Here is a 24,429-nt window from a genome sequence, read left to right as displayed (position 1 = left end):
GAAGTGAACAAAATGGAACAAATAAACTTTTTGCTGTTTTGCACCACTGCATTAGCCTTGATAGCTACTCCGGGTCCAGATATGCTCTACGTTGCCACCCGGAGCCTGACCCAGGGCAAAGCAATTGGACTCGTATCAATGCTCGGTGTTTGTGCTGGATACCTTGTCCATACCTGTTTCGCCATGATGGGTCTGTCGGCGATTCTTCAAGCGTCGGAAGTTCTATTCAACATTGTTCGCTTGTCGGGTGCTGCCTATCTCCTCTACTTAGGTATCCAAATGTGGTTGAGCAAACCGCAAAAACAGCCAGTGCAAAAGGCTCAAAGCAAACAAGGCAAACTCTTTTGGACTGGACTAATCACGAGCGTTACTAATCCTAAAGGCATTCTGTTTTTCCTTGCGTTTTTGCCTCAATTTGTAGTTTCCCATGCAAACCATGTTCCACTGCAAATGCTAGTTCTAGGCTTAATCTTTACTCTGCTGTGTGCGATCGTCTACGGACTTGTAGCACTGTTGGCTGGAACCGTTGGCGATAATCTCTCTGGTACACCTCGCTTTAGTCAATTAATGCAGCGTGTTACAGGCAGTGTGTTGATTCTTCTCGGAGTGCGACTGGTTGCTCTGGAGTATCGTTAAACGAACAGTGGCTTTATGTTCTTGCCGTTGTATAGCTGTCGAGAACAAATAGTCGTCAAGAGAAACTGTTCCATTTACGATGTTGATCTGATAGCCGTACTATAGCTGATGCAGATAAGTTGTGAACAAAATAGGTTGTGAAATTCACGTCCCTAAGGAATATAACTTTCACAACCTATTTAGGGTTACTACACAGACCGATTGCAGTTAGCGTCTTTGCGGTAATTCAGTGTAGGTTCAGCGGCAGCGTTGGGCGATGGAGCTTAAACAGACAGGGGCGCTCCAACGATCCAAGTGTCGTGCTGGCGTGCAAGATCCATCCAACCTTCGGGTGGAGTTTGACCAATTTGAGGGAAGAACTCGTCGATGCCACCGGGCACGAAGGTGCCGAGCATCCGAGCCCTTTCGGGTCCAAGATTCACCCATGTATGCACGGTGTTACGGGGCACCACAACCGAGGTTCCGGGACCGACCTCAAACTCTTCGCCCTCAACGTGAAAGCGAAAGCTGCCTTCAAGGACTTCAAAGATCTCTTCCCGATCTTGGTGATAGTGAAGTGGCGGACCTGAGAACGCTGGAACATTCACTTCAATAATTGTGAAAGCTCCGTTGACATCTTTGCTATGAACGCGGATAGCCATCTGCTCGCCAGGCATTGTATTGAACCAATCGAGGTTCTCACTCTGTCCGACAATTGCAACTTTGCTTTGGTTGAATTGAGTACTCATTGTTTTAGGGGTGGAGGTACGCTATAAACTCACTGGCTCAGCCAGTGCCATTGGGACAACGGTGGGTTGGATGTTCTGATTCCGATGAAACAGATTGGTCGGGTCATACTGGTTCTTGAGTGCAACGAGTCTTGCATAGGTAGCGGGCGGGTAAACTTCACGAATCCGCTCTCCCTCGTCTGCCAGAAAGCCCACATAAGCCCCGTTAGCGTAAGGTAAGAGTGCCCGAAAGACTCGCTGGGTGCAGGCATCGAGACTGGCAGCATCAGCCGATAGTGGTGCAAAATGAGTGATTAACACCATGCCCTGTTTATCGCGATGAGCAAAGGCTGTTGCATCAGGTGCGACCCGACTCATAGCGCCACCCAGGACACGCAGGGTGACCAGCGTTTCAGGAGATATAACAGATTGAACAGACTCAACTAATGAGTGAATCATTTCGTCTGAGAACGTCTCGAAGAATTGCGATCGCGAATGATGCTGAAAGCCAGGAATTTCACCAGCCGCTGTGAACGCAAACATGGCCGAATAGGGCATGGGCGCAATCAGATCGGCGATCGGGGTAGCAAGCTGACGGAGGGGAGCTACAACCTGCTCACCTTCGCTGATATCACCGGTGTAGCAGACCATAATCGCGACAACCGGGGTTCCCTGTTTGTCAGGGGGAATGAAGGGGGCAGGAGGTGCCGGCATGAGCAGAACTTCAGTGGAAAGTTCATCTGGTGCTGCCGCTGCTAGACGGGTATACTCCCGCAAGATTCGCTCTGCCTCGGTTGCCTCATAAAAGACGGCACCACCCAGAACAGTTCCACCTCGATGCAGGTTTACCTCGAAGGCTGTTGCAATCCCAAAGTTGCCACCACCACCGCGCAATCCCCAGAACAGTTCGGGATGTTCGTCAGCACTGGCACGCAACAGTTGTCCATCCGCCGTGACTAGTTCTACTGCTTGCAGGCGATCGATGGTTAAACCATAGGCGCGAACCATCCAACCAATGCCACCACCCAGCAGCAATCCGCCCACCCCCACAGAGGCAACGTCGCCTGCTGTCAACGCCAATCCATAAGGCTGGAGCTTTTCAGCGACCTCACCCCAAGTGAGACCGGGTTCCAGCCGGGCTGTGTGACGTATGGGGTCGATCGTCATCGTCTTCAGGTTGGAGAGGTCAATCACCAGTCCACCATTATTGGTGCCATGTCCGGCTGCACTATGTCCACCGCTCCTCACGGAGAGCGTCATTGCCTGCTCACGGGCAAAGTTGACAGCAGTTCTGACATCTTCCGCATCGGCACAGCGCACGATCGCAGCAGGATAACAATCATAAGTACCATTCCAGACTTTTCGTTCTGCTTCATAAGCAGGGTTACCCGGAAGGATCAGTTCACCTCGGATCGTTGAGGCGAGTATCTCGATCGCTTCTTTGTAGTCATGCTGCTTCTCTTGTGGAGATGTGATTTGAACATGAGTTTGTTCATGCTGCTCGTATTGAGCCGTATCTTGATGTTGTTGTGTCACTAGTTACTTCCTTTCATTGTTTAGAGACATAGGAATACTTCTGTTCATCCATGCGCTGTGTCATGAACAGTAAGTAATTGATTCACTCCAACACACTCCGCCATTCACCATCTGTTTTGATGGCGCAGTCAACTCCGCTATCAATGGTGATCAATCGTTCAGTAACAATAGAAATGCTGGAACAGAGCCGCAGCAATCACGGAGTTCGACTCATCGCACTCACGTTTGGATTAAGAGTGTCACCTGTGTTGTAGACATGCTCTCCTTCATTGCCTTATCCTTTCATTACCTTTCTGGCATGAATTCATCATAGGCTTCGGACAAAGGGTTCTGAATACATAAACTTTGCAGATTCTTGCCTAATTTTCTCAAGCAGAAAGATGATGCTCAAAAGAATCCTCTATAATAGGCACAGCAAAACGATCAGAGGAATGTCTCACAATCCCTCACTAAGCGTTTACAAGAACCTGATATGGCAGATGAATTCCTAAAGCGCAAGACGACGATTGATGCTTGTCAAGAACTGGCGGAATTAGTGAACCGCCACACTCACGACAGGGGAAACGGTATCCATGCAACGGCGATCGCCCAGTTAGAATTGATGCGGGAATCTGTGGCTCCTACAGTACTCCGCGCTGTGTATGAACCGACGCTTTGCATCATTCTTCAAGGTAAAAAGGAAACCTTACTGGGCAAGGAAACCTATCACTATGGTGCGGCTCAATATATTGTGGTCACGGTCGATCTGCCGCTCAGTGGAAACATTGTTGAAGCGACACCGAATCAGCCATATCTATGCTTTAAGCTAAGCTTGGACGCGACTCAGCTTTGGGATATTATCGATCAACTCCACCGAAGCTCAGATCAGAAAGAGAGTTCAGTGAGAGGCTTGTTCGTAAGCGATGCAAATGCTCCGTTGATTGAGTGTGCCACCCGACTCACACGGCTTCTGGATACGCCCGAAGATATTCCATTCTTGGCACCAATGATGATTCGTGAGATTTATTACCGTCTTTTAATGGGCGATCAGAGCGAAGCGGTTTGGCAGATTGCGACCTCCGGCAGCCATATGCAGCGCATTGCAGAAGTGATTAGACAGATCAAAGCTGAATTTACAAAGGCATTGAGCATGGATGATCTGGCAAAGCAAGCAAGGATGTCTTCCGCATCATTCCATCGTCACTTCAAGGCAGTGACCTCAATGAGTCCGTTGCAATATCAAAAACAGTTGAGGTTACTGGAAGCCCGTCGTTTGATGATAGCTGAAGATGCAGATGCCACCCATGCAGCGTATCAGGTGGGTTATGAGAGCCCTTCTCAGTTCAATCGCGAATATTCCCGCATGTTTGGTGCGCCACCGAAGAAGGATATTGAGCGTTTACGAGTTGCCTGAGGATTGACGGTCTCGATATAGATACTTCCATACGCCCTTGACTTTGCCGTACGTTTCATCCACCTGCTATGAATCATTCGTCGGCTTTAGCTAGCTCACTGTCCCAGACCTGGGCAAGTGGGTCGGGGCGCGTCCGCCACTCGCGCTCTGGGTCAAGTTGTTGCTTTTCGACCCAGCCAAGGTTATTGTCACCAAACACCGCCTCTACTACTGACGCAATACATACGCGAAAAATATGCCTGCAGTTTGGCAATCGGGGGTAATTCCCTATCGAATTAATCGGGGGAAGATAGAAGTATTACTTATTACTACTTCCAGCGGTAAACATTGGGTGATTCCTAAAGGTTGGATTCCGCTTTGGATGACATCATCGTCCTCTGCGGCAAAAGAAGCGCTAGAAGAAGCAGGAGTTACCGGAACTGTTATAACTCCTGCAATTGGTCGCTACTCTAATCAAAAACTGGGATATTCCTATCAGATCGAGGTGTTTTCAATGCGAGTGGAGGAAGAGCTAGAAACTTACCCTGAAGCTAAGCGCCGACAGCGTCAATGGATGAGCCCTTCTCAGGCAGTTAAAAAGGTGCGATCGCCTGAGCTAAAACGCCTTCTTATGCAATTCCGTGAATCCTATATGAATGGTGAATAAACCGCAAGAACGGCGTTGGATCGTATTGCCTTCTCAATTCCAAGACTTTTACAAGTCATTGCCAACGTAGCAAACTTGGTCACCTCTCTGAAAACAACTTAGCTTTGAAGGCATTCTGAAAAATGCAAGAACAATGAGTGCCGGTTTAATACTACATAGCCAAGTAATACTTCATCAAAACTTTAAGTAGGTGTTCTTTTAATGAAATTTGTGTGGATAAAAAGAATTATTGATATGAGTATACAGACGCTCTTCAACAATTCATTCCTCGTTCTGAAGGGGCGATCGCTCTCATTCCTCAGTGATTTTGCTTAGTGAAGCAAATGCAAGCGGGTTCAAAAACATACTGTAAAGTCGCATTTTGGAGATATTTATGTTGAAGCATCTAACCTTTGCAGCAATAGGAGCAACTATTGGCGCTCTTAGTCTCGGAAACACAGCCCATGCTGCGACCTTTGAAGTAATTGCGAGTAATTTAGATAACCCTAGAGGATTAACCATCGGAGCGAATGGTTCTCTTTATGTAACTGAAGCAGGTCGGGGTGGTACAGGACCGTGCATTCCTTCTCCAACAAATCCAACTGCATCAGTTTGTTATGGTGCTACAGGTGCACTTACCCGCATTGAAGATGGCACGGTGACCAGAGTTGTAACTGGATTGCCATCATTAGCAGCACCTGATGGTAGTGAGGCAACAGGTGCCCATGATGTTGCTTTTGATGCAACTGGGCAGCCTTATGTTCTAATCGGGCTTGGGAGTGATCCGGCTGTTCGGAGTGCTTTGGGAGTGCCAGAGTTTGGACAATTGCTGAAAATCAATACCCTCAATGGTGGCTCTGATTGGACTGCGATCGCTAACGTTTCAGCATTTGAGCAAGCTGAAAATCCTGATGGAGGCGGAATAGATTCCAACCCTTACAGCTTTGTCATTCAAAACAACGCCGCTTACGTTGCTGATGCGGGTGCTAATGCTTTGCTAAAGGTGGATCTTGATAACGGGGACGTTGATCTAGCGTCGGTTTTTGATAGTCGTCTGGTGACTAACCCATTTGGGGGTTCTGATATTCCTATGCAGTCTGTACCCAATGCAGTGGCTAGCAGTTCTGATAGCACACTCTATGTCGGTGAATTGACCGGATTCCCATTTCCAGTAGATGGTGCACGGGTCTATCGCGTTGCCAATGGTATTCCTGAGATTTTTGCCGAAGGCTTTACCAACATCATTGATTTGGATTTTGATTCCAATGGCAATTTGTATGTTTTGGAATATGCCACTAACAGCATATTGTCTGGTGATCTTACAGGTGCATTAATTCGCCTCAACCCAGATGGAACACGTACAACCCTTTTACAAGAAGGGTTACTTGCCCCGACTTCATTCACATTTGGAGATGACGGGGATATTTTTATAGCGAATCGAGGAATTGCTGCAGGTCAGGGAGAAATTATTCGATTCAATTCCAATGATGATTCTCAATCGGTTCCTGAACCTTCAAGTTGGCTCGGGTTGCTGGCGATCGCCTCTCTGGGGGGATTCCTAAAAGTGACCCGACGCTAGACGTTACTGTAGTCAATGACCGAAGTGGGACAGATAACCCAGCAAGTCGGCGTGAGAGGGGGCTGTGGTCTAGTATGGGGAGGTCCAGTCCCATCAGATGGAGATGGCGAGAAATCCTTGGCATTGCCGTCCTGCCAGGTGACACACTTCTGAGCATGAGTAATGTGTTTCTCTGCCTCTGTTAGCTTTGCTGTCAGTGGCCTGCTCCTCCCGGCAGGTCTTTATGCGTTGCGGTTGGCTTATGGGCAAAACTCCAGTTATCTTCCACTTGCGTCTATTCCGATCGCTTTTGGGGTTCAGCAAGCCTGTGAAGGATTGGTCTGGCTGGGCGTGGAAGCGAATTCTTCCGCTGAAGTAAATCTGGGAGCTTTCGGCTTCTTAGGGTTTGCCTACTGGTTCTGGCTCTTCTGGGCACCTGGGTCGGTGGCGTTCTCTGAAGCCAACGCCATCGTGCGGCAAGTGAGTTGGAGTTTAGGTGTCCTTGGCTTTATGTATGGAGCGCTGCTTTACCTTCCGCTGGTTTTTCAACCCGATTGGCTATCGGTTCAGGTTGTCCATCATTCTATTGAGTACAATACACGCTTAATTTTTGATCCCTGGCTCTCTCAGGAAGTCGAGCGCCTTATCTATGCGCTCATTATCCTCATTCCCTTTGCACTTGCGTCCAATCGCGCTCTCAAGGGGTTTGGAGCAGCGATCGCGCTGTCGGCAATCGCGTCCCACTGGCTGCTGCATCAAGTCTTTGTTTCGGTTTGGTGTTTCTTTGCGGCAATTCTGTCCCTGCTTATCGTCTTCATCTGCCAATCCTCTTCTAAAGTGAATTGGCAGCAAGGTACGGATTGACTGTAAACGGGGGCAGGTAAGTCTATTCAAATTACGAATGAGAACAATTTGCTAGAACCGTTCTATCAGGCGATTGTCGCTCAACAGCATGGGTTTAGAAGTCGCCCAAACAGCCGAGCTTACTGGTCTGCGATCGCCTCTTCCCTCACATCCCGTTTACTCATCTGATAGGAAAACACCTGAATTCGCCAATGGCCAATCGGTTAACGGCTTCAAATGCCCAATGCTCAGGCGGCACATCAGAGAAAACGGAGGCAAACTCATTACTAGCACATTGAGCAATCTCTCCTTCTAAAGGTGGCGTTAGCTGGGAGTTTGGAGCTAGCTCAGGTTGAGGCTGGGCAGGATTAATTTGCCTAGGAGGAGTAGATGGGCTTGTTTGAGCGGGGGGTTCCGTCGAGGGTAGAGGGACACGAATAGTTTGAGCGGCGACAAGTTGGATGTTTATGAGGTGAAAAGTTCCTACTGCGATCGCCAAATTGAGAAAAGTGCGTAATCTCATAGGTCTGTTAATAGGCTTTGAGTGTTGCGAGTGGTAATAGATCTAATCCACTTAATCTAACTCATTTGACCTGAGCATAGTCTATAAAGTGAGTAACTGTTTTCCTTGCCTCTATCGTCCTGGAAGCAAATAGGGGCGATCGCTCCAATACCCCTCCAACAATCGCTAGTTTCAGCAAGGACGGTTGTTTGCGGTGAAGTTAGTTTTTCACGAGAAGTTACAGTGACTTTACGACGGAGTCATCGTACAAAGAACTAGCCTCAAGCCGTTGAGGAGTAATGTCGAGGTCATAAGCAGCCTGAGCCGTGAATTGTAGATTCGTGACCAAGCTATCAGGATTGTTTGGCTCAAACGCGACCCTCTTATTCTCTTCAATGTTGAGGAACCTGACCCAATCAAGTTGCTGTTTGGTCTCCTCTGGAATGATTCCTAGTGCATCTGCAACAGAGTTGAGAGCTTCCTCATCTCCTGACTTAACTCGCTCAACACCTTGATCAATCGCTTGCAAGTAAGCTTGGAGGTCTGCTGCTCGTTGCTCAATCACTGCCTGGCGGGTAATGAGAACATCAGCAATCAAATTGGTATCCTTGCTGCTGAATATAATTCCTCCTCCACCGACCTCAGCAGCGTTGGCTAGCCAAGGTCTATAGGAGACGGCTGCATCAACCTGCTTTGAAGCAAACGCCGTTGCTGCATCTGCAGCGGTCATATTTCTCAACACGACATCCTTCTCGGTTAGTCCACCCTGCTGTAGATAAGCTCGCAGCAACACATTTACGAATAGTAAATCTTCTCTCGCAATCGTTTTACCTCTCAAGTCCTCAGGACGATTGATGTTACGTCCTAAAATTCCATCTCCACCATCTGAGTAACTGATTAAATAGAAGATTTTAACTGACGGATCCTCGTTGCTCAAGTTTCCCTAACTTCTAGCCATCGTCACTAACAAGACCACCGCCTACAGTAAAAGAGTGATGAGAAACAGCTGAGAAAACCAAAGCAAAACACTCTCACTACAACGCTGCCAAAGACTTTCAACAAGTCAACATTTCTACTCCCCATGCATCTCACCTAGCCTCAGCAAGTGAGTTGTCTCTGGAGGCTTTAGCCTGCTCATCTTCATCTAAGTCGTTCAAAACAGAGGATTTTCTCGATGAAACCATTCACTTCCTTTCCCGTACCCAAACTCAACAAATGGATAACCGGTTGCGTGCTGGGTACTACGCTTTTGGGGCTTCCTATGACAGCAGTTGCTCAAGAATTCACGACTTGCGGCATGACAATAGATAGTAGTGTTGTCTGTGGAACCCATACCTTTCTGCAGGTTGGCAACACGTCGTGGCTAGTTGAGACTGCGGAGAATGGGCGTAATTCCGACTTCCATGAAGTTCCGTGGGTGTTTTCCCAAAATGGAACAGTTCGCGCTGGTGACCTGTGGCAGGGCTCCTGGCAGGTCGAATCTGAAGACACGATTAGCGTGACCATTAGAATGAGCGGCAGTTCAGCTACCGATCAATTCACGGTCCGGTTTCATGGCTCAACAAACTTTACGGCTTATAAAAATGGACGTGCTTATCGATACGGGATTTCGGCAGATGGTCAAAGTTAATATCTTTATCCCTTGAAGGGGTCATTGAAACAGTGCTGAAGCGAGAGATAGTTAGCTGAAAACTTTGGCTAGATGCTCCTGATCTCGATAGAAATAAGATTCAGGATATGTTAATTTCTATGGCTCCTGTAGTCCCTGTAGCACATTCGCCAACAGCATCCATTACTAAAACTAAGCCCGTAATGATAAAGCCCCAGCAGCAATGCTGGGGCTTTTCGCGCGCATGCCTAAGCACTCAACCGCTCGATTTTCTCAGGCTTTTGCTGTAATGTCTCGATCTCTCGCTCCAGTCGCTTCATTTCCTTCCCGCAACCGCGATCGCCTGTAAACATTCCAGTCATTCTTTAACCAGCTCCTAGCTGGGAGAGAGGCGATCGGGGCGATCGGATGGGCGGGGCTGATCAAGGTTTACCCAAGATGGAGCGCTGATAGGAGGATTGGGTTGCTCAACTTCATTTCTAAGAAGCTGCATCTCTGTTTGTTGCCTCAAGTCAAGTAGCGTAAATTCGACTAATTGCTCGATCAGCGTTTTAAGTAACTCTCTCTGTTCAGTATTTAATTCGCTAGCCAGCAAATAGAACGGATGTGCATTATTTGAAGAGGCAGGATGCTTGTAATAGTTTTCAATGATTTGATCTCTCCACTTTAGAGGATCATTATTTTCTGCATCATTCATTGTTGTTGCTCTAGTTGCGTTCAAACTTGTGGGGTAGTGCCTAACTCTTCACCGATCAGGCTTCGCAGTCGTGCCAGTAGTTTTGTTTTCTCCTCCTGATAGGCTTCTGATGCCTCCAATTTGGCGATCGCCTTATCAGTCATGCCCAGATAATCCAACACTCGCTGCTTAGGCTTGGGGCAATCGTCAGTCCAGTAGTTTTTCACTCGATAGTAGTAGAAATAGTCTTTTCGCCCCTCCGAAGTGCACGTGTGAACTCGTTTGCGGCGAATGAAGGACATGCTTCTGTAGTGCCTAACTCGTCATCCATCATAGCAAAAGTTGGGCACGACAATGAGCTAGCTTGCTTAACCCGCTGGCGAAGCTGGGCGAAGGCTTTGTCCCACTTGCGAAACCATTTCCGCGAAAAATTGACCATTTGGGCAACCTTGCCCAACCATTGTTTGCTGCCATCAACGGTGCCAATGCCCCAACGCTGCTCAATGATTTGGCGATCGCCCCTTCCATCTAAACTGCACGACGCTTTTCCCCAGACTGACGAAGATGCCCCCTTCTAAAAAATTCTTGCAACACAACCGTACAGGTTTGATTCAGTCAATTGTTTACTGATTCGCTTGGATTTAGTGTCCGTTGCTACTTAATCTCAACCCAATTACACCTAAAACAATCAAGCCGATGGAGATAATTTTGAGAGCGTTAGCTGGTTCTCTAAACCACACAATGCTGACAATGGTAATTAAAGCTGTTCCTAAACCTGCCCATATTGCATAAGCTGTAGTAATTTCCATCTTCTTTAACGCCATCGTTAGGAAGACAAAGCACAGTCCGTAAAAGCAAAAGATTAGAATGCTGGGAAGGGTTTTAGTAAAACCCTGTGACAACTTCATGCAGGTAGTTCCAGCAACTTCAGCAACAATAGCCAAGCCCAAATAAAGCCACTGCATGAAATAATTGCCTTGTGATGTTACTAACCAAAGCGGAAAAACCAGGTCATCCGTTAACGAGAGCACCTCACTTCGATTAACTCATGTGCATCTGCTGTCGTCACCAGTGCTGTCACTCTAATTTCGAGAAGACATTTAGAAATTGCGGATAGCGTCCGAATGATTGTTTTAAATTAAAGCAGGTTCACGAACATAGGTTGAAGAGTCACCCTTGAGTGCCTGACTCAATTTGCCATCAATGCTTTGTGGGCGATCGCCTACGATGGTGACTCGCTGTACCCGTCGAGGTTGCCCTTCATAGTCATAAATGGCGTAGTGTTGGGTCGATCGGTTGTCCCAAAATGCAACATCTCCGACTTGCCACTTCCATCGGACTGTATTTTCTAAGCGTGTCACATAGGACTGCAACAGCCGCAGCACATCTTTTGACTCCGTCTCAGATAGCCTCTGGATGCGTTGCACAAATGCGCCAATAAACAATCCCCGTTCACCTGACTCTGGATGTACCCGCACAACAAGGTGCAGGGTTTCGGTAGAGCTATTTATCAGATTAAGCATGAGATGCTCTCGAACTACTTGATTGAGCAACTCAAGCACCCATCCATTCCAAAGTCCTTTGCGTAAGTCTTGATTTGTTCTAGTTCAGTGGTTTTGTCTTCCGAAAACTCCGAGGAGACACTCTAGCGAATTAGACAACTCTCTTGTGCGAGTGAAGAAGCCTCTGCTACTAACACAACCTCGCCTTGTGCATCAACCCGCCATCCTTGTGCTTCTGCAATTGAGCTAGGCACGTCTGTTGCAGAGCTACGAGAATCATCAGGAGAAGCCGCTAATTGAACAGGTGACTGCACGTCATCTAATACATTACTGCCACTCAGTGGTTCATAAGGACTGGTTGGCAAGCCACCCCTTCCACTGCTAATAAATCGGCTAGTAGCGCGATCTCCTCCCCCCCCACAGGCTTGGCTGATTTCTGTTGTTACAGGAGCATCAGGCAGCTCAACAGTTCCCTGGCTAGGATCAACGTCAGGAGTTGTGATAATTACCTGACCACTTAATGCAGGATTAACCTGCGAAATGGCAGTAATGTCATTGCTGGGTAAACGCTGCGGGTCCAGTTCAGTTGGATCATCGGTTTCCAGCAGGGTTTCAAGTTCTGTTCTACTGCGAGGTGCTAAGCCTAAAATACTTTGAGATGTAATGCTGACTTCACCTCCTGAACCAGCAAAAGCATTCGCAGTAATGTCACTGTTTTCTGAAGGGACAGCCACAATAAAGTCAGCATTAATCGTGATATTGCCACCACTACTATCATTTAGTGCTCGAGCAGAGATAAGGCTGCGATCGCGCATCAGCAGGATATCCAAGTCTTGTAAAACAATATTTGCACCGCTTCCTGCTTGAGTTTGTGCGGTTAGCGCTCCCTCATCTAAAAGAACAGATCCAGCACTAATCGACAAATTACCTGCCGCCCCCAGGTCGTCCCCTTCCACCGTCACTTCTGCTCCATCCCGAACTATCAACTCCCCGGTTGTAATCCTGACATCTCCAGCTTCTCCAGCCCCCGTAGACTTAGCAGACAAAGTACTGCGAGTTTCCCCAGTCGTGCCTTCTACAAGGATGAAATCAGTAGCCTGTACATCCAGAAAACCACCTTGACCTTGACCTCGAGTACGAACTTGAACAATCGCTCCATCTTGAACGGTCAACTCTCTGGTTGTTATTGTTACTCTTCCGGCGCTGCCAATACCGTTAGGTCCGGCGTTAGAGTTTAGACTACTGCGAGAGCTTCCATTGATTCCGATCAGCCGGATAGAATCAGCAACTACCTCTAGTTCTCCTGCCTGTCCATCACCACGAGTCGTCGTTGTAATAATGCCTCCGTCTTCAGCAATCAATCTCCCGGTCTGAATTCTTAAATCTCCAGCATCGCCTACGCTTCCATCTTCAGCACGCACACTCAGTTCGCTACAGTTTGCAGGAATACAGCCTGTGACTTCTACCTCTGTCGCCTGTACATTCAAACTCCCAGCGTCTCCATCTCCTAAGGTTTCCGTCAAAATTCTTCCTCCATTGCGGATGCTTAACCTCCCAGTTTCGATAGAGATATTGCCTCCATTCCCCGAGCCAAAAGTGGTTGCAGATATAAAACCGTTATCATTTAGTACCCTTACAAAATCAGTAGTTTGTACTGTCACGTTGCCTGAATCGACTTCTGTTCTAGTTTCAGTTAGTAGTCGAGATTGGTCTAGAGTCAGGGATTCAGCTTGAATATCGATATCACCCCCAGTGGTTGAGACTTCGCTTAGACTCGTAATTTCTACTGCGCCTGTGGAATTGAACCTAAAGTTTCCGAGCTGATTATCGTTTAATCCATTACTAATGCAATAAGTTTGTCCAGTTGAAAGGCAACTTGCTCTAATCACTAAATCGCGAGCATTAATTTCGATACTGCCTCCGTCAGCACCGGCAAGAAGCATACGAGATCCGTTGATTATTACGTTTGATTGGGCAATCCCATTCGGAAAGATTAAACGGAGGTGGTTGTTCACAAACCGTAAGCCTACTATTCCTGGTTCTGCAAGCCCACCTAATTCGATTCGACCGCCCGGAGCAATGAGAACGCTACTAGTTAACCTAACGTCACCTCCTACCAGTACTAAAGCTTCACCTGGCTGTACCTGTAGTCCATCAACGGCTTCATTTGTATCAGCAACTCTTCCAGCTTGATGAATGATGCTTTGGGGTGCCCTGCCAAATTGCAAACCGATCGGAAGGTTCACAACTAGAGTGGGAATAGGTTGGGGATCGGTAGCACTAAACTCCCAATCGTCAAACTGTAAGCTATCTGCTGTACTTGCCAGAAATGAGCCTCTGGTATCTAGCTTTGCATTTTCTCCAAATAAAATTCCGTTGGGGTTGAGCAAAAATAGATCGGCAGTACCCAATGCACTGGGAGAGCCTACCCCTAATGTCCCTAAAATCTCAGAACGGTCATTTCCTGTGATTCGGCTCAGGATGTGGGTAATTCCAGACGGATTTTCGAAGTAGACACTGCGGTCCTCAGGAATATTGAATTCTAAGAAGCTATGGAAAAGAATGCTTCCTCGCTGAGTACCGCCTCGAATTTGATTTATTAAAGGGGTGAGCGATTCAACTTGTGTCTCCAAATTGCGATCTGGGGCAGTATCAGGCGTGAGATTAGATTGAGCAAAGGCACAATGTTTAGATGAGGTAAGCACCCAAACCAGGGTTATAGAACTTACTAACCCAAGCCTCCAAGTCTGCAACCACTTACGCTGAAACATAAAACCACGTCATCTCTTGCAATCTCTAAGATGCGATCGCCCCAGTGCCTCACGCCCAAACTTCAAACTACTTATGAGAATTTAAATAACACAAGTGGAATAAGGGCTGTGAGTTTACTTTAGAAAAATTATTTTTGCTGATTTAGGTTGGACGCTTAAAAACTGAGTTTTAAAATCTATTTCAACCAATCTTTATAGAATCTTTAAACTGTCCCTTATTACCGGGTTAATAAACCGAAGTAGTTTTCAAATACGGCACTGCTCAATTCAGGTATGAATTGTATGCTGCGCGGAGTGCGTTACTCTCACTACAATTCATCCTTCAAATCAGCAAGACTACTTGTTGCCTTTATGAACAACATTTTGCTGATGAAGTTTCAGTAAACGCATTGTTAATCTCCGGAGGAGCATGTCAGTATTTACACAGATATTGGAATGTGTTGGTGCTGTAAGCAAGATAGTTAGAAAAAAGCGTCGTTAAAGATTCTCAACCATTGCATCAATCCCTAATTTCAGCATTGATTGCATCAGCAGAGAAATGAAACATTGTGAATTTACTAACTTTTAAGGAGGCAAAGGCTCTATGAATTTCAAGTCTACTTTGATCTGTCTTGGGTTGATTGCTGGCAGTACTGTCGCTTTACCCACTGAAGCTCAAGCAATAGTCCTTTCTATTAACAGCAATGCTGCTACAAAGTCAGTGACCTTTGGTGAACCTATTAACATTGAGTCTATTCAAATACTTACGCCTGGAAGCGGTGTTACGGCTTTTGCTTGTCTCTCTGGCTCACGATGCCGCGCTGGGACAACTGAAAGAATTAATAGCCGCCCTCTTATCCTTGTGCGAGGAGAACGAGGGAACGTATACAGGTTTCCCTTTGGAAGCGTTAGTATTGACAAGTTAATACTAAGATCGAGATCGCGTTCATCTTTTCGAGTCAAAGTTAAGACAGTACCTGAGCCTTCTACTGTACTAGGTACGCTAGTGGTCGGTACGCTTGGTGCAGGTCTATTACGGAATCGAAAACAACGACAAACCCAGTGAGACCTAGCTTTTGCTAGCCTTCTGTATAAATTGTGGTGCAACGGAGCTGCACCACAATTTATGCTGCTAAAGCAGATCTGTTTACGGGTAGAGCAAGCATTCATTATCTCTACAACAAGGTAAATATTGCTCCTCTTACACTGCCTGAGCCTCTACCTCTTGAAAGTTGATGGAGTTCCGCCATGCTTGGGGTGAGGTATTGTGAAACTGACGAAATTGACGAATGAAGTAGCTGACATCTGCATAGCCAACTATTTCAGCAACCTGACTGACGGAGTGAGCTGTATTCACTAGCAGTTTACGAGCCTCGGCCATTCGCCGTTCGGTAATCCACTGTTTTACCGTTCGCCCCGTTTGACTTTGCACCAGGTTAGTCAAATAGGCAGGAGAATAACCTGCGGTTTGAGCTACATCGGTGAGGCTAATGGACTGGTGATAGTGCGCTTCAATAAAGCGAAATACTTTAGCTAGTTTGGGGTTGTTCGGGAAAATGGATTTAGGGTTTGCTGGAGCAGCGTTTGTCGCAGATAGAGATTCGAGCTGAGGGTTGGCGTACCAGTGTTTCAGGGTTTCCTGGCGTTGCAGACGAGTGGCGATCGCCAGCAAAAACTGTTCCACGGTACAGGGCTTAGTTAGGTAATCATCTGCTCCCAATTCCATTCCTCGTCGCAGGTCGGTCATGGTCACTTTGGCGGTCAAAAAGATAAAGGGAATGACTGCTGTAGAGGAGTTTTGGCGCAGGGTAGAGAGGACAGTGTAACCATCCACATCGGGCATCATGATGTCACACACGATCAGGTCGGGTAAGTGAGTTTGCGCGAGCTTCATTCCGGCTAACCCACTTTCAGCACCTAATGCGAAGAACCCCTCAAACGACAAACATCTCAAAAAGATATCTCGCGTTTGCGTTTCATCTTCAATCACAAGAATTTTTTTCATTCTATCCTTATCTCAATGCTCAAAAACAGCACGAGTTAGCCTCATGAAGCCTGCTCTGAGTGCAGATCTAAGGAAGCTACAGTTACGTTTTTCCTGCATCTATATCTAAATGTTTTTTAGATAGGTTTTATGTGTAATGCACTACAGTATGATTGGAGCGCAGCGGTTATCCCTTTGGCGAAGTATGAAGAAATTGCCCTGATACAAAGCTGATATAAGTTTATCTGTTTCAAGTCTGTTCACTATAAATCTGACTGTTCACAACCTACTCAATTAGCTAACCCTTTAATTAAACTATGCGGCAATATTACTGGCTGTCCTCCTCACCGCTATCTTCTAACCCATCTCTATCTTCTGATTCACTGTCTTCTGACTTATCTGATGCACCGATTTGCTTAGAAGCATCTACGGATGCCAGTGTAGATCTAGAGAACCTGCGCCGCCAGCATCAGCTCATTTTGAATGCCATTGGTGAAGGGGTGTATGGCGTAGATTTGCAGGGCAACGCCACTTTTGTCAATCCGGCGGGCGCTCGAATGATTGGCTGGGAGATTCACGAGCTAATTGGCAAGTCTATGCATGATGTCTTGCATCACTCCAAACGCGACCATACTCCTTACCCTAAACAGACCTGTCCAATTTATGCAGCCTTTAAAGATGGCGCTGTGCACCGGGTTACAGATGAAGTGTTTTGGCGAAAGGATGGCACCAGTTTTCCAGTGGAATATATCAGCACACCCATGCGTGACGAACAGGGAAAACTGATTGGGGCCGTCGTCACCTTTCAAGACATCACACAGCGCAAATGGGCAGAGGCAGTTTTACACCGTGCCAACGAAGAACTAGAACTTAAAGTGAGAGAACGTACGGCTGAACTCTATCAAGCCAATGAGCAGTTAAAAGAGTTAAGTGAGTTGCGATCGCGCGTTGTGTCAATGGTTTGCCATGAGTTTCGCAATCCGCTCAACAACATTTTGCTGTCGGTTTCTTCTCTAGGAAGGTACGACACTCACTTATCGGCTGAACAAAAGACAAACTATCTGCTGGGTATCGAAGAAAATGTAGAGCGTATGACCCAGATGATTGACGCAATTTTAGTCATTGGCAAGGTTGAGGCTAAGCGAATCGAAATCCAGCCCAGCCAAGTTGAGCTTGTGCAGTTTTGTCGCAATCTTGTCTCGGAGATGAATTACGGCAGCAGCGGTCATCAAATCGAGTTCATCTGCCGCAACAAAGCCATCCCTGCAAAACTGGACGAGAAACTGCTGCGATCGATTCTAACTAATATCTTGTCCAACTCTGTGCAATACTCACCGCCGCAGAGCAGCATTCAGTTTCGCCTATCGCGCCAAAAGCAGCAGGTGATCTTTCAAGTCAAGGACCGAGGAATCGGCATTCCGCCTGAAGACCAGCCTTACCTGTTTGAGCCGTTTCACCGAGGTAGGAACGTCAGCAACATTCCCGGAACTGGGCTGGGGCTGAATATTGTGAAGCGATTTGTGGATTTACAGCAGGGCACGATCGAAGTTGAAAGCCAACTTGGAGTGGGCACGACCTTTACAGTTATTTTGGACGCGGAGCGGCGATCGCTAGCTGCTCCTGAAGTTGTGGAATAGGGGCGATCGCCGATGTCCTGTGTATTCAGGGTCAAGGCACCGAGACTAAAAGGATTGAAGCATTCAGGCTGCAAGCACTTCGTCTGTGCAGGTCAAAACTTCAATTAGTGCATCAAGATTGTCTGCAATCAAAGCCTGGATCTCATTATCCTGACTAGGCAAGTTGGCAAACAAACGTTTGATTTCCTCGATCTCTGTCGAAGAGAGAGCATTCAGTTGGGCTTGTAGTTTCAGAGGAATCTGCATAAGAAGTGACCGATCAGGTGGTTGCTATAACTTAAGCATCGCTAATCGGTACTTCATTCGCAATCAGCCAAAATCCGTAAATAGTTGCCAAGATTTTGGGCTTCGACTCAATCTTTAGGTTTAGGGCGTGGCGATCGCTGCATCCTATGCCTCAAAGAGCGTTAAATTCCTGCCTGAAATTCTTTTAGGAATCTGATTTAGCAGGTTCGATAGGAATCTGATCGTTGGGTTTTATCTTCTCCTCGTCCCCTTTCCATTGGTTCAGAATATCTTCGACTAAAACTTCTTTTAACCAAATCTGCACTACAACCAGCAGGGGTACTGCCAAAAATAGTCCTAAGAAGCCAAAAAAGATGGAGGAAACGACTACGGCCAACACGGTAAACAACGGTAGCAGAGATGCTTCGTGCTTCATTAGTAGAGGCACCAACACCAAGCTTTCAAACTGTTGAATCAGGAGATATAGGATAATGACAGCGCCCGCCTTCCAAGGTGTGTCAAGTAATGCCAGCAGCGTTGGTGGAGCGATGCTCAGTGTAGGTCCAATATTGGGAATAAATTCTAGTAAACCGGCTATGAGCGCGTTCACAAGCGGCAACGGCACTCCCAGAATGAGTAGACCAATATAGCTCACAACGGCAATGGTAAGCATTGCCAGCAAAGTCCCCCGGCTCCAGCCCACCAGTGATTGTTCACACTTGTCCAAAATTTCGTCAACCCGTCGACGATAGAAGGCTGGAAACGCCAGCACAAACACCCGTCGATACTGCAACGGATCGAGCAACAGCATGATCGTGATTGCCAGAAACAGCAGCAAACTTATGACAGCGCTGACTGAGTTGCTGACCAACAGCCAAAAGTTACCCAACAAGCGGCTAGTCCAGTTCTGCAAATTTTGCAGCAGCGCACTGATACTGCGATTGTCTTCTAATATCTGCCCTGGAATCCGATCTTGTAGCCACTCATATCCTGCCCGCAGTTGCTCAATCCCTTCTGGCAAAAGAGCAGTAAACTGCTGCACCTGATCGCCGATTTTAGGCACAATCACCAAAAAGAAACCGGCTAAAGTGACAAACAGAATCAATAATGTGATGGCGATCGCAATTCCCCGCTTGACTCCGCTCATTTGCAGTCGCCGCACAACCCGATTTAACACCGTTGCGAAGACTGCCGCCCCAAACACGAGCAAAAGCACTTGACGAATGCGCCACATGATGTAAAGCGAGATCAAAAGGGCGATTACGCTGATCCATTGCCCTAAACGCACAAATTCGCCTCCTAAATCGCTTGAGCAGATGGAGTAACTTTAATCCGTTTCAAGCGGGTCGGCGTCCTCCTTAAGAGCGTAAGTCAGGCAAAACCTGAGGGCGTGTGCAGTACTCTAAATTTGCCTACTTCTGAGAATAGTTTGCAATAAGGCAAAGAGAATAGTAATCTGAAGACGGTTTTATTTTTTTCATTTCTCGTCGAATTTTGCTCGCCCTTATGCCAGAAACGTTCCTACGTGGCTCTATCAATTAGCAATCGCCCTTAATCCGCAATCCAGAATAAAGTCAATGACGATTACGCTTTCTCAATACGATTATCGGGCACTGTTTCAGGATGCAGAAGAAAATGCCCCTACTACTGACGAATTTGATACGGTCTGGAAGTACCCTGAGCAGTTGGGGCAGGGATATTGGCGCGAGATTCAATTGCGGGATGGGTTAGAACTGGCGATCGCTCATTATCAATTGCACGACTCGATCGTGATGCAGTTGCCAGAGCGAGAGCATCCCTTAGAATATACCTTTCACCTTTCTGGTGGTCATACAAATCAGGGAAGTTCTGCTCGTGCTGGGCAATACTCTCTCTACGGCAGTGGCTTAGCTCCCGCTGAACTTACAGAATGGTCTGATACTAAGCAGGTTGATGTGAATGTTCACATCGATCCAGAGCTATTCACAACCTGGCTAGGTCAAACTTCAGCCTCTCTTCCACAAGAGTTGCAGCATTTAATTAAATCTTCTCCACAAATTTATCATGTTTGCTCTGGTACCACGACAGGAGCAATGCAAACAGCACTCCAACAAATTCTTCAATGCCCGTTTCAAGGCATCACCAAACGAATGTATCTGGAGAGCAAAGTTTGGGAACTGATGGCTCTATTAATAGAGCAAGAGTTAAAACGACATGAGACGACAAAAAGTATCTATCCTACTCACTCATTAAAGCCTGACGATGTCGATCGGATTCACCAGGCCAGAAATATTCTATTGCAGCGACTTGACAACCCACCTTCACTGATTGAGTTGGCGCGACAAGTGGGTCTTAATGACTGCACGCTCAAGCGGGGATTCCGTCAGGTGTTTGGCACGACAGCTTTTGGATGTTTGCACGAGCATCGCCTAGAGCAAGCCCGACAGCTTCTGGAAGAACGTCGTTTGAACATCTCTGAAATTGCTCAATCCATTGGATTTGCCAACCGCAGCTACTTTGCAGCGGCTTTTCGCAAAAGGTTTGGGGTAACTCCCAGGGCGTATCTATCGAGAGATAGGAATTCCGCCTAACGTTCAAAAAATTCCGGGTAGCAGTCAGAGCGATCGCTAATATACCCACATTTACCAGTATCTTACTGAGAAGAATTCTTATTTACCTGAACAGAACAGTGGTGTGTGGCGTAGTGTTAAGACCAATTCAGCAATCGGCATTTCTAGCATTTGCGTTAGTTCTAATGGCTTCTCCTGCCTGGGCAGAAGCTAATTTTTCTGATGAAGAGAGGGAACGATCGGCAGAAGCAGAAGCAGAAACTCAAGAAGAATCAGTTGCAACAAGCGATATTCCTCAATTAAGTGAACTCGACCGTCCAGCAACAACCCTTTCGGAATGGGTCGCTCAATCTACGGCCGCACCTGTACCCATTACGGGAGTGCAGTTAAATTCAACGCCACAGGGACTAGAATTACAGTTGGAAACAACTGGGGTGCCTCAACCTGCCGCACCATCTGTTGTTGGAAACGCGTTAATTGTCAATATTGATAATGCAACGTTGGAATTACCCGATGGAGATGAATTTCAGGCATCTAATCCGGTTGAAGGTGTTGCTCTAATCGCCGTTACCTCTTTACCTAATAATCGTGTGCGCGTTGCGATCACAGGTTCAGAAGCACCTCCAACAGTCGAGATTGTAGAAGGGCAGGGGTTGCTGTTTAGTATTGCTGCAGGGGCAGACACAGCAGAAGGAACAGAGACAGAAGCGATCCAGATCGTAGCGACGGATGAACAGGAGGACGGCTATAACCCGTCAAACTCCAGTACGGCAACGGGCACGAATACTCCTCTACGCGACATTCCACTCTCGATTCAGGTGATTCCACAAGAAGTGCTTGAAGACCGAAACGTTGCTGAAGTAGGAGATGCACTTGAAACAGCAGGGAGTGTAGTTTCAGTAGGTGGACGAGGAACCAGCGTATTTGGGCCAGGTTTTCTGATTCGAGGCTTTCCGTCCGACAACGGCATCTTTCGAGATGGCATTGCTACTTTTTCACTAGCCCCGTCCAGCACGATTGATCTAGAACGGGTTGAAGTTTTGAGAGGTCCGGCTTCTGTGCTGTTTGGTCAAGGAGAACCAGGCGGTATCATCAACCTGGTTTCTAAGAGACCCCTGAGTGAGCCGTTTTACTCAGCCTCATTCACCGCAGGTAGTTTTGACACCTATCGCGGCGCTCTAGATTTCTCCGGACCTTTGAATGAAGCAAGCACTGTTCGATATCGGCTAAATTTAGGCTATGAGAACTACGGCAGTTTTCGCGATTTTGTCGATGGAGAAAGATTAGTTATTTCTCCTATTCTCACGTGGGATATTGGGGAAAATACTTCTCTTGATTTGTATGGTCAATACGTTAGAAATCAGGAGACAGTTGATGAAGGGATTCCCGCATTTGGCGATGGGATTCTGGACGTTCCACGCGATCGCTTCTTTGGTGAAGACTTTGGTGAGTTTGAGCAGGAGCAGTTTAGTCTGGGCTACAGGCTCAATCACCAATTCAATGAGGCACTATCTGTAAGACACACGCTGCAATACTTGCAGTACGAACCAGAACGATATTATCCATCCTTTGACTCATTCGATGAGGCGACTGGAGAACTTTCTCGCCTCGAATACTTTGCGGGTGGCTCATATCGACGATTCTTCACCAACGCTGAGGCGATCGCCGAGTTCAACACAGGTTCGATTGAGCATCAGGTACTAGCAGGAGTTGAATATCGCCATGATGCAGAAGCTCCAGAGTTTCAATTCAGCAATCTCTACACACCGATTAATGTATTTGATCCGGTTTACACCAGAGATCCTTACGATATTGAGCCCGAGTTTTTCCGAGATGACAACATCGATACGATCAGCGTTTATCTGCAAGACCAGGTTGAACTTCTGCCTAACCTAAATCTACTGGCAGGCGTTCGCTATGATTCTGCTGATCAATTTCGCACGACTCAAAATCTAGATGAACCTAGATCAGAGTTTGAGCAAACCGATAGTGAGTTTAGCCCTCGATTTGGCATCGTTTACCAACCGGTTGAGTCGATCTCACTTTATGCTGCTTACACTCGCTCGTTTAATCCCTCCTTTGGAGCCAGCCGCAATGCGGATGCTTCAACCTTTGAGCCAGAAACAGGGCGACAGTTTGAAGTGGGAATGAAAGCCGATTTGTCAGACCAACTGAGTTTAACCCTGTCTGCCTTTGATATTCGCCGACAAAATGTCAGCAATCCTGATCCCGACGATCCTGATTTCTCGCTTCAAACCGGCGAAGTCACTAGTCGCGGTGTTGAACTGGGCTTGGGCGGAGAAATCTCATCAGGTTGGGATATTACGGCTGCTTACACTTACCTGGATGCCTATGTGAGTCAGGATACCCGCCCTACAGTGGGTAATGATTTGGCTAACGTTCCTGATCATCAGTTCAGCCTATGGACAACCCACGAAATTCAGCAAGGTGATTTAGAAGGACTAGGATTTGGTCTAGGGTTTCTGTATCTGAGCGATCGCTTCGGTGATTTAGACAATACTTTCACCATTCCCAGCTTTTTCCGAACGGATGCTGCTGTGTTTTATCGGCGGAACAATTGGCGTGCTCAGTTAAACATTGAAAATCTGTTTGACATTGAGTACTTCACATCGGCAAACTTTGACTCTCGATTAGGAGTTAACCCGGGTGCGCCTCTGACCGTATTAGGGACAATCACAGTAGAGTTCTAAGGGTAGAAATGATGCCTAGGTGGAAACGGTGGAGAATGCTGGTGCTGGTACTGCTAACACTAGGATTAGTAGCTGCTTGCCAGGGAGGTTCTTCAACCGAAAGGTCGGGAGCAATCACAGAAAACTGCACTTCAGTAGAACATGTGGCGGGGACAACCTGTGTACCCGATTCCTTTGAGCGATTAGTCACGCTAGACTCTGTCACCTTTGAAGCTGCGATCGCAGTGGACCTTAAACCCACTGCGACCGTTTTCTCTAACCTTTCATCCCACTTAGGCAATCAACTGAATAACGTTGAGAACATTGGTCAATTCGGGGAGCCCAGTTTGGAGAAGGTGATTGAACTCAATCCCGATCTGATCGTGGGGGTGGATTCTTACCAAACGATTTATGCTCAAACATCACAAATTGCGCCAACCGTTCTGTTCAAATTTGAGCATAGTGGTCAGTGGAAAGAGTTTTTTCAAACTGTGAGTGAAGCGTTGGGACGAGGAGATGTCGCCCAGCAGGTAATGGCAGACTACTCTAAAAGGTTGGAGGAGTTTAAAGCTGCAATGGGCGATCGCCAACCCAAAGTTTCTGTTATCAGAATTTATCCCAACAGTATCAATCTTTACCTGCGAGATTCCTTTCCTGGCACTGTTTTGCAAGATGCTGGGCTAGCCCGTCCCCCTGCTCAAGACTTGGGTGCAGAGGAAGCTCAACGCTCTGCCAATAACCCAATTCAACAGGCGATTAGCCGCGAGTTATTGAGTCAGGCAGATGGAGATGTCTTGTTTGTTTGGACGGCAGAAAATGAGGCTGAGGCAAATCAGGAAGCCCAGAAAAAGCTAGAGGAGTTGCAGAATGATCCCCTCTGGAAAACACTTAATGTTGTGCAAAACAACAAAGTGTATCTCGTTCCAAGCTATTGGATTGGCAGTGGACCTCTAGCCGCCAATGCGATCGTTGATGACTTGTTTGAGTACCTTATTGAAGCACCCTAA

At 47.0% G+C, this 24,429-nt stretch carries 23 protein-coding genes and 2 pseudogenes; 11 read left to right on the top strand and 14 right to left on the bottom strand.

What is annotated here, in order from left to right; all coding sequences use genetic code 11:
• Nucleotides 1–12: 12 nt before the first annotated feature.
• Nucleotides 13–636 (top strand): LysE family translocator, encoded by a 624-nt coding sequence (locus H6G00_RS11310; protein WP_190796791.1) that lies wholly within the window; start codon nt 13–15, stop codon nt 634–636.
• Between the two features lie 263 nt (nt 637–899).
• Here H6G00_RS11310 and H6G00_RS11305 read toward each other — a convergent pair whose 3' ends face one another.
• Together H6G00_RS11305 and H6G00_RS11300 are read right to left on the bottom strand one after the other, a co-directional pair.
• Nucleotides 900–1,277, bottom strand: a complete 378-nt coding sequence (locus tag H6G00_RS11305) for a cupin domain-containing protein (RefSeq protein ID WP_199318431.1) — start codon at nt 1,275–1,277, stop codon at nt 900–902.
• Between the two features lie 108 nt (nt 1,278–1,385).
• Nucleotides 1,386–2,879: an FAD-binding oxidoreductase gene (locus H6G00_RS11300; protein WP_190796789.1), complete on the bottom strand. Its 1,494-nt coding sequence runs from the start codon at nt 2,877–2,879 to the stop codon at nt 1,386–1,388.
• Nucleotides 2,880–3,351: 472 nt separating this feature from the next.
• On the opposite strand from H6G00_RS11300, the gene H6G00_RS11295 reads away from it, so the two are divergent.
• The gene (locus H6G00_RS11295; RefSeq protein WP_190796788.1) at nt 3,352–4,272 is read left to right on the top strand and encodes an AraC family transcriptional regulator; all 921 of its coding nucleotides are present in this window, start codon (nt 3,352–3,354) and stop codon (nt 4,270–4,272) included.
• Here H6G00_RS11295 and H6G00_RS35270 read toward each other — a convergent pair.
• Both H6G00_RS35270 and H6G00_RS36070 read right to left on the bottom strand, forming a co-directional pair.
• Nucleotides 4,264–4,362, bottom strand: a pseudogene (locus tag H6G00_RS35270) (IS6 family transposase); the annotation flags it as partial. The gene H6G00_RS11295 and the pseudogene H6G00_RS35270 overlap by 9 nt on opposite strands.
• Nucleotides 4,346–4,471 (bottom strand): hypothetical protein, encoded by a 126-nt coding sequence (locus H6G00_RS36070; protein WP_277881867.1) that lies wholly within the window; start codon nt 4,469–4,471, stop codon nt 4,346–4,348. The pseudogene H6G00_RS35270 and the gene H6G00_RS36070, both read right to left, overlap by 17 nt.
• A 36-nt stretch (nt 4,472–4,507) precedes the next feature.
• On the opposite strand from H6G00_RS36070, the gene H6G00_RS11290 reads away from it, so the two are divergent.
• From H6G00_RS11290 to H6G00_RS11280, 3 genes are all read left to right on the top strand, one after another.
• Complete coding sequence (locus H6G00_RS11290; RefSeq protein ID WP_190796787.1) at nt 4,508–4,918, top strand: NUDIX hydrolase; 411 nt, start codon at nt 4,508–4,510, stop codon at nt 4,916–4,918.
• Between the two features lie 373 nt (nt 4,919–5,291).
• Nucleotides 5,292–6,476 (top strand): ScyD/ScyE family protein, encoded by a 1,185-nt coding sequence (locus H6G00_RS11285; RefSeq protein ID WP_190796786.1) that lies wholly within the window; start codon nt 5,292–5,294, stop codon nt 6,474–6,476.
• Nucleotides 6,477–6,638: 162 nt separating this feature from the next.
• Nucleotides 6,639–7,319: a DUF6629 family protein gene (locus H6G00_RS11280; RefSeq protein WP_190796785.1), complete on the top strand. Its 681-nt coding sequence runs from the start codon at nt 6,639–6,641 to the stop codon at nt 7,317–7,319.
• Between the two features lie 160 nt (nt 7,320–7,479).
• Here the strand turns inward: H6G00_RS11280 and H6G00_RS11275 are convergent, their stop codons facing one another.
• Together H6G00_RS11275 and H6G00_RS11270 are read right to left on the bottom strand one after the other, a co-directional pair.
• Nucleotides 7,480–7,821, bottom strand: a complete 342-nt coding sequence (locus tag H6G00_RS11275; RefSeq protein WP_190796784.1) for a hypothetical protein — start codon at nt 7,819–7,821, stop codon at nt 7,480–7,482.
• Between the two features lie 217 nt (nt 7,822–8,038).
• On the bottom strand, nt 8,039–8,737 hold the full coding sequence (locus H6G00_RS11270; RefSeq protein WP_190796783.1) for an ABC transporter substrate-binding protein: 699 nt from the start codon (nt 8,735–8,737) through the stop codon (nt 8,039–8,041).
• Nucleotides 8,738–9,061: 324 nt separating this feature from the next.
• Here H6G00_RS11270 and H6G00_RS11265 point away from each other — a divergent pair, with 324 nt between their 5' ends.
• Entirely contained in the window at nt 9,062–9,430 is a 369-nt protein-coding gene (locus H6G00_RS11265; protein ID WP_190796782.1) for a hypothetical protein, read from the top strand.
• A 355-nt stretch (nt 9,431–9,785) separates the two neighbouring features.
• Here the strand turns inward: H6G00_RS11265 and H6G00_RS11260 are convergent, their stop codons facing one another.
• Together H6G00_RS11260 and H6G00_RS11255 are read right to left on the bottom strand one after the other, a co-directional pair.
• A complete protein-coding gene (locus tag H6G00_RS11260; protein ID WP_190796781.1) occupies nt 9,786–10,106 on the bottom strand; it encodes a hypothetical protein in 321 nt (106 codons plus the stop codon).
• A gap of 20 nt (nt 10,107–10,126) precedes the next feature.
• Nucleotides 10,127–10,387 carry a hypothetical protein gene (locus H6G00_RS11255; RefSeq protein WP_190643718.1) on the bottom strand — a complete coding sequence of 87 codons (261 nt, stop codon included), beginning with the start codon at nt 10,385–10,387 and terminating at the stop codon, nt 10,127–10,129.
• A 62-nt stretch (nt 10,388–10,449) separates the two neighbouring features.
• Between H6G00_RS11255 and H6G00_RS11250 the strand changes: the two genes are divergently transcribed.
• Nucleotides 10,450–10,617: a hypothetical protein gene (locus H6G00_RS11250; RefSeq protein WP_190796780.1), complete on the top strand. Its 168-nt coding sequence runs from the start codon at nt 10,450–10,452 to the stop codon at nt 10,615–10,617.
• 109 nt (nt 10,618–10,726) lie between these two features.
• Here H6G00_RS11250 and H6G00_RS11245 read toward each other — a convergent pair whose 3' ends face one another.
• The 4 genes and pseudogenes from H6G00_RS11245 to H6G00_RS11225 form a co-directional block, all read right to left on the bottom strand.
• Nucleotides 10,727–11,050, bottom strand: coding sequence for a multidrug efflux SMR transporter (locus H6G00_RS11245; protein WP_190796779.1), 324 nt, complete (start codon nt 11,048–11,050; stop codon nt 10,727–10,729).
• Between the two features lie 168 nt (nt 11,051–11,218).
• Nucleotides 11,219–11,596, bottom strand: a pseudogene (locus H6G00_RS11240) (TauD/TfdA family dioxygenase); the annotation flags it as partial.
• Nucleotides 11,597–11,730: 134 nt separating this feature from the next.
• Entirely contained in the window at nt 11,731–14,358 is a 2,628-nt protein-coding gene (locus tag H6G00_RS11235; RefSeq protein ID WP_190796777.1) for an S-layer family protein, read from the bottom strand.
• Between the two features lie 1,180 nt (nt 14,359–15,538).
• Nucleotides 15,539–16,342 carry a response regulator gene (locus H6G00_RS11225; protein ID WP_190796775.1) on the bottom strand — a complete coding sequence of 268 codons (804 nt, stop codon included), beginning with the start codon at nt 16,340–16,342 and terminating at the stop codon, nt 15,539–15,541.
• Nucleotides 16,343–16,638: 296 nt separating this feature from the next.
• Here H6G00_RS11225 and H6G00_RS11220 point away from each other — a divergent pair, with 296 nt between their 5' ends.
• On the top strand, nt 16,639–17,958 hold the full coding sequence (locus tag H6G00_RS11220; protein ID WP_190796774.1) for an ATP-binding protein: 1,320 nt from the start codon (nt 16,639–16,641) through the stop codon (nt 17,956–17,958).
• A 63-nt stretch (nt 17,959–18,021) separates the two neighbouring features.
• On the opposite strand, the gene H6G00_RS11215 is transcribed toward H6G00_RS11220, so the two are convergent.
• Nucleotides 18,022–18,204: a hypothetical protein gene (locus H6G00_RS11215; RefSeq protein ID WP_190643728.1), complete on the bottom strand. Its 183-nt coding sequence runs from the start codon at nt 18,202–18,204 to the stop codon at nt 18,022–18,024.
• Nucleotides 18,205–18,388: 184 nt separating this feature from the next.
• A complete protein-coding gene (locus tag H6G00_RS11210; RefSeq protein WP_190681937.1) occupies nt 18,389–19,471 on the bottom strand; it encodes an AI-2E family transporter in 1,083 nt (360 codons plus the stop codon).
• 289 nt (nt 19,472–19,760) lie between these two features.
• Between H6G00_RS11210 and H6G00_RS11205 the strand changes: the two genes are divergently transcribed.
• The 3 genes from H6G00_RS11205 (at nt 19,761) to H6G00_RS11195 (ending at nt 24,429) form a co-directional block, all read left to right on the top strand.
• Nucleotides 19,761–20,753 (top strand): AraC family transcriptional regulator, encoded by a 993-nt coding sequence (locus tag H6G00_RS11205; RefSeq protein ID WP_190643730.1) that lies wholly within the window; start codon nt 19,761–19,763, stop codon nt 20,751–20,753.
• 113 nt (nt 20,754–20,866) lie between these two features.
• Entirely contained in the window at nt 20,867–23,443 is a 2,577-nt protein-coding gene (locus H6G00_RS11200; protein ID WP_347278168.1) for a TonB-dependent siderophore receptor, read from the top strand.
• Nucleotides 23,444–23,454: 11 nt separating this feature from the next.
• Complete coding sequence (locus H6G00_RS11195) at nt 23,455–24,429, top strand: iron-siderophore ABC transporter substrate-binding protein (RefSeq protein WP_242042227.1); 975 nt, start codon at nt 23,455–23,457, stop codon at nt 24,427–24,429.

The sequence above is a fragment of the Leptolyngbya sp. FACHB-541 genome (genome assembly GCF_014695875.1).
Lineage (GTDB): Bacteria > Cyanobacteriota > Cyanobacteriia > Elainellales > Elainellaceae > JAAUTN01.
This window is presented reverse-complemented; position numbering and strand designations above follow the sequence as displayed.

Excerpts from the sequence above, each read along its gene's own strand:
- H6G00_RS11225 (WP_190796775.1), bottom strand. The coding sequence starts at position 16,342 with ATGAAAAAAATTCTTGTGATTGAAGATGAAACGCAAACGCGAGATATC.
- H6G00_RS11290 (WP_190796787.1), top strand. The coding sequence starts at position 4,508 with ATGCCTGCAGTTTGGCAATCGGGGGTAATTCCCTATCGAATTAATCGG.
- H6G00_RS11275 (WP_190796784.1), bottom strand. The coding sequence starts at position 7,821 with ATGAGATTACGCACTTTTCTCAATTTGGCGATCGCAGTAGGAACTTTT.
- H6G00_RS11280 (WP_190796785.1), top strand. The coding sequence starts at position 6,639 with ATGTGTTTCTCTGCCTCTGTTAGCTTTGCTGTCAGTGGCCTGCTCCTC.
- H6G00_RS11260 (WP_190796781.1), bottom strand. The coding sequence starts at position 10,106 with ATGAATGATGCAGAAAATAATGATCCTCTAAAGTGGAGAGATCAAATC.
- H6G00_RS11235 (WP_190796777.1), bottom strand. The coding sequence starts at position 14,358 with ATGTTTCAGCGTAAGTGGTTGCAGACTTGGAGGCTTGGGTTAGTAAGT.
- H6G00_RS11295 (WP_190796788.1), top strand. The coding sequence starts at position 3,352 with ATGGCAGATGAATTCCTAAAGCGCAAGACGACGATTGATGCTTGTCAA.
- H6G00_RS11215 (WP_190643728.1), bottom strand. The coding sequence starts at position 18,204 with ATGCAGATTCCTCTGAAACTACAAGCCCAACTGAATGCTCTCTCTTCG.
- H6G00_RS11305 (WP_199318431.1), bottom strand. The coding sequence starts at position 1,277 with ATGGCTATCCGCGTTCATAGCAAAGATGTCAACGGAGCTTTCACAATT.
- H6G00_RS11220 (WP_190796774.1), top strand. The coding sequence starts at position 16,639 with ATGCGGCAATATTACTGGCTGTCCTCCTCACCGCTATCTTCTAACCCA.
- H6G00_RS11285 (WP_190796786.1), top strand. The coding sequence starts at position 5,292 with ATGTTGAAGCATCTAACCTTTGCAGCAATAGGAGCAACTATTGGCGCT.
- H6G00_RS11195 (WP_242042227.1), top strand. The coding sequence starts at position 23,455 with ATGCCTAGGTGGAAACGGTGGAGAATGCTGGTGCTGGTACTGCTAACA.
- H6G00_RS11205 (WP_190643730.1), top strand. The coding sequence starts at position 19,761 with ATGACGATTACGCTTTCTCAATACGATTATCGGGCACTGTTTCAGGAT.
- H6G00_RS11310 (WP_190796791.1), top strand. The coding sequence starts at position 13 with ATGGAACAAATAAACTTTTTGCTGTTTTGCACCACTGCATTAGCCTTG.
- H6G00_RS11255 (WP_190643718.1), bottom strand. The coding sequence starts at position 10,387 with ATGTCCTTCATTCGCCGCAAACGAGTTCACACGTGCACTTCGGAGGGG.
- H6G00_RS11265 (WP_190796782.1), top strand. The coding sequence starts at position 9,062 with ATGACAGCAGTTGCTCAAGAATTCACGACTTGCGGCATGACAATAGAT.
- H6G00_RS11245 (WP_190796779.1), bottom strand. The coding sequence starts at position 11,050 with ATGCAGTGGCTTTATTTGGGCTTGGCTATTGTTGCTGAAGTTGCTGGA.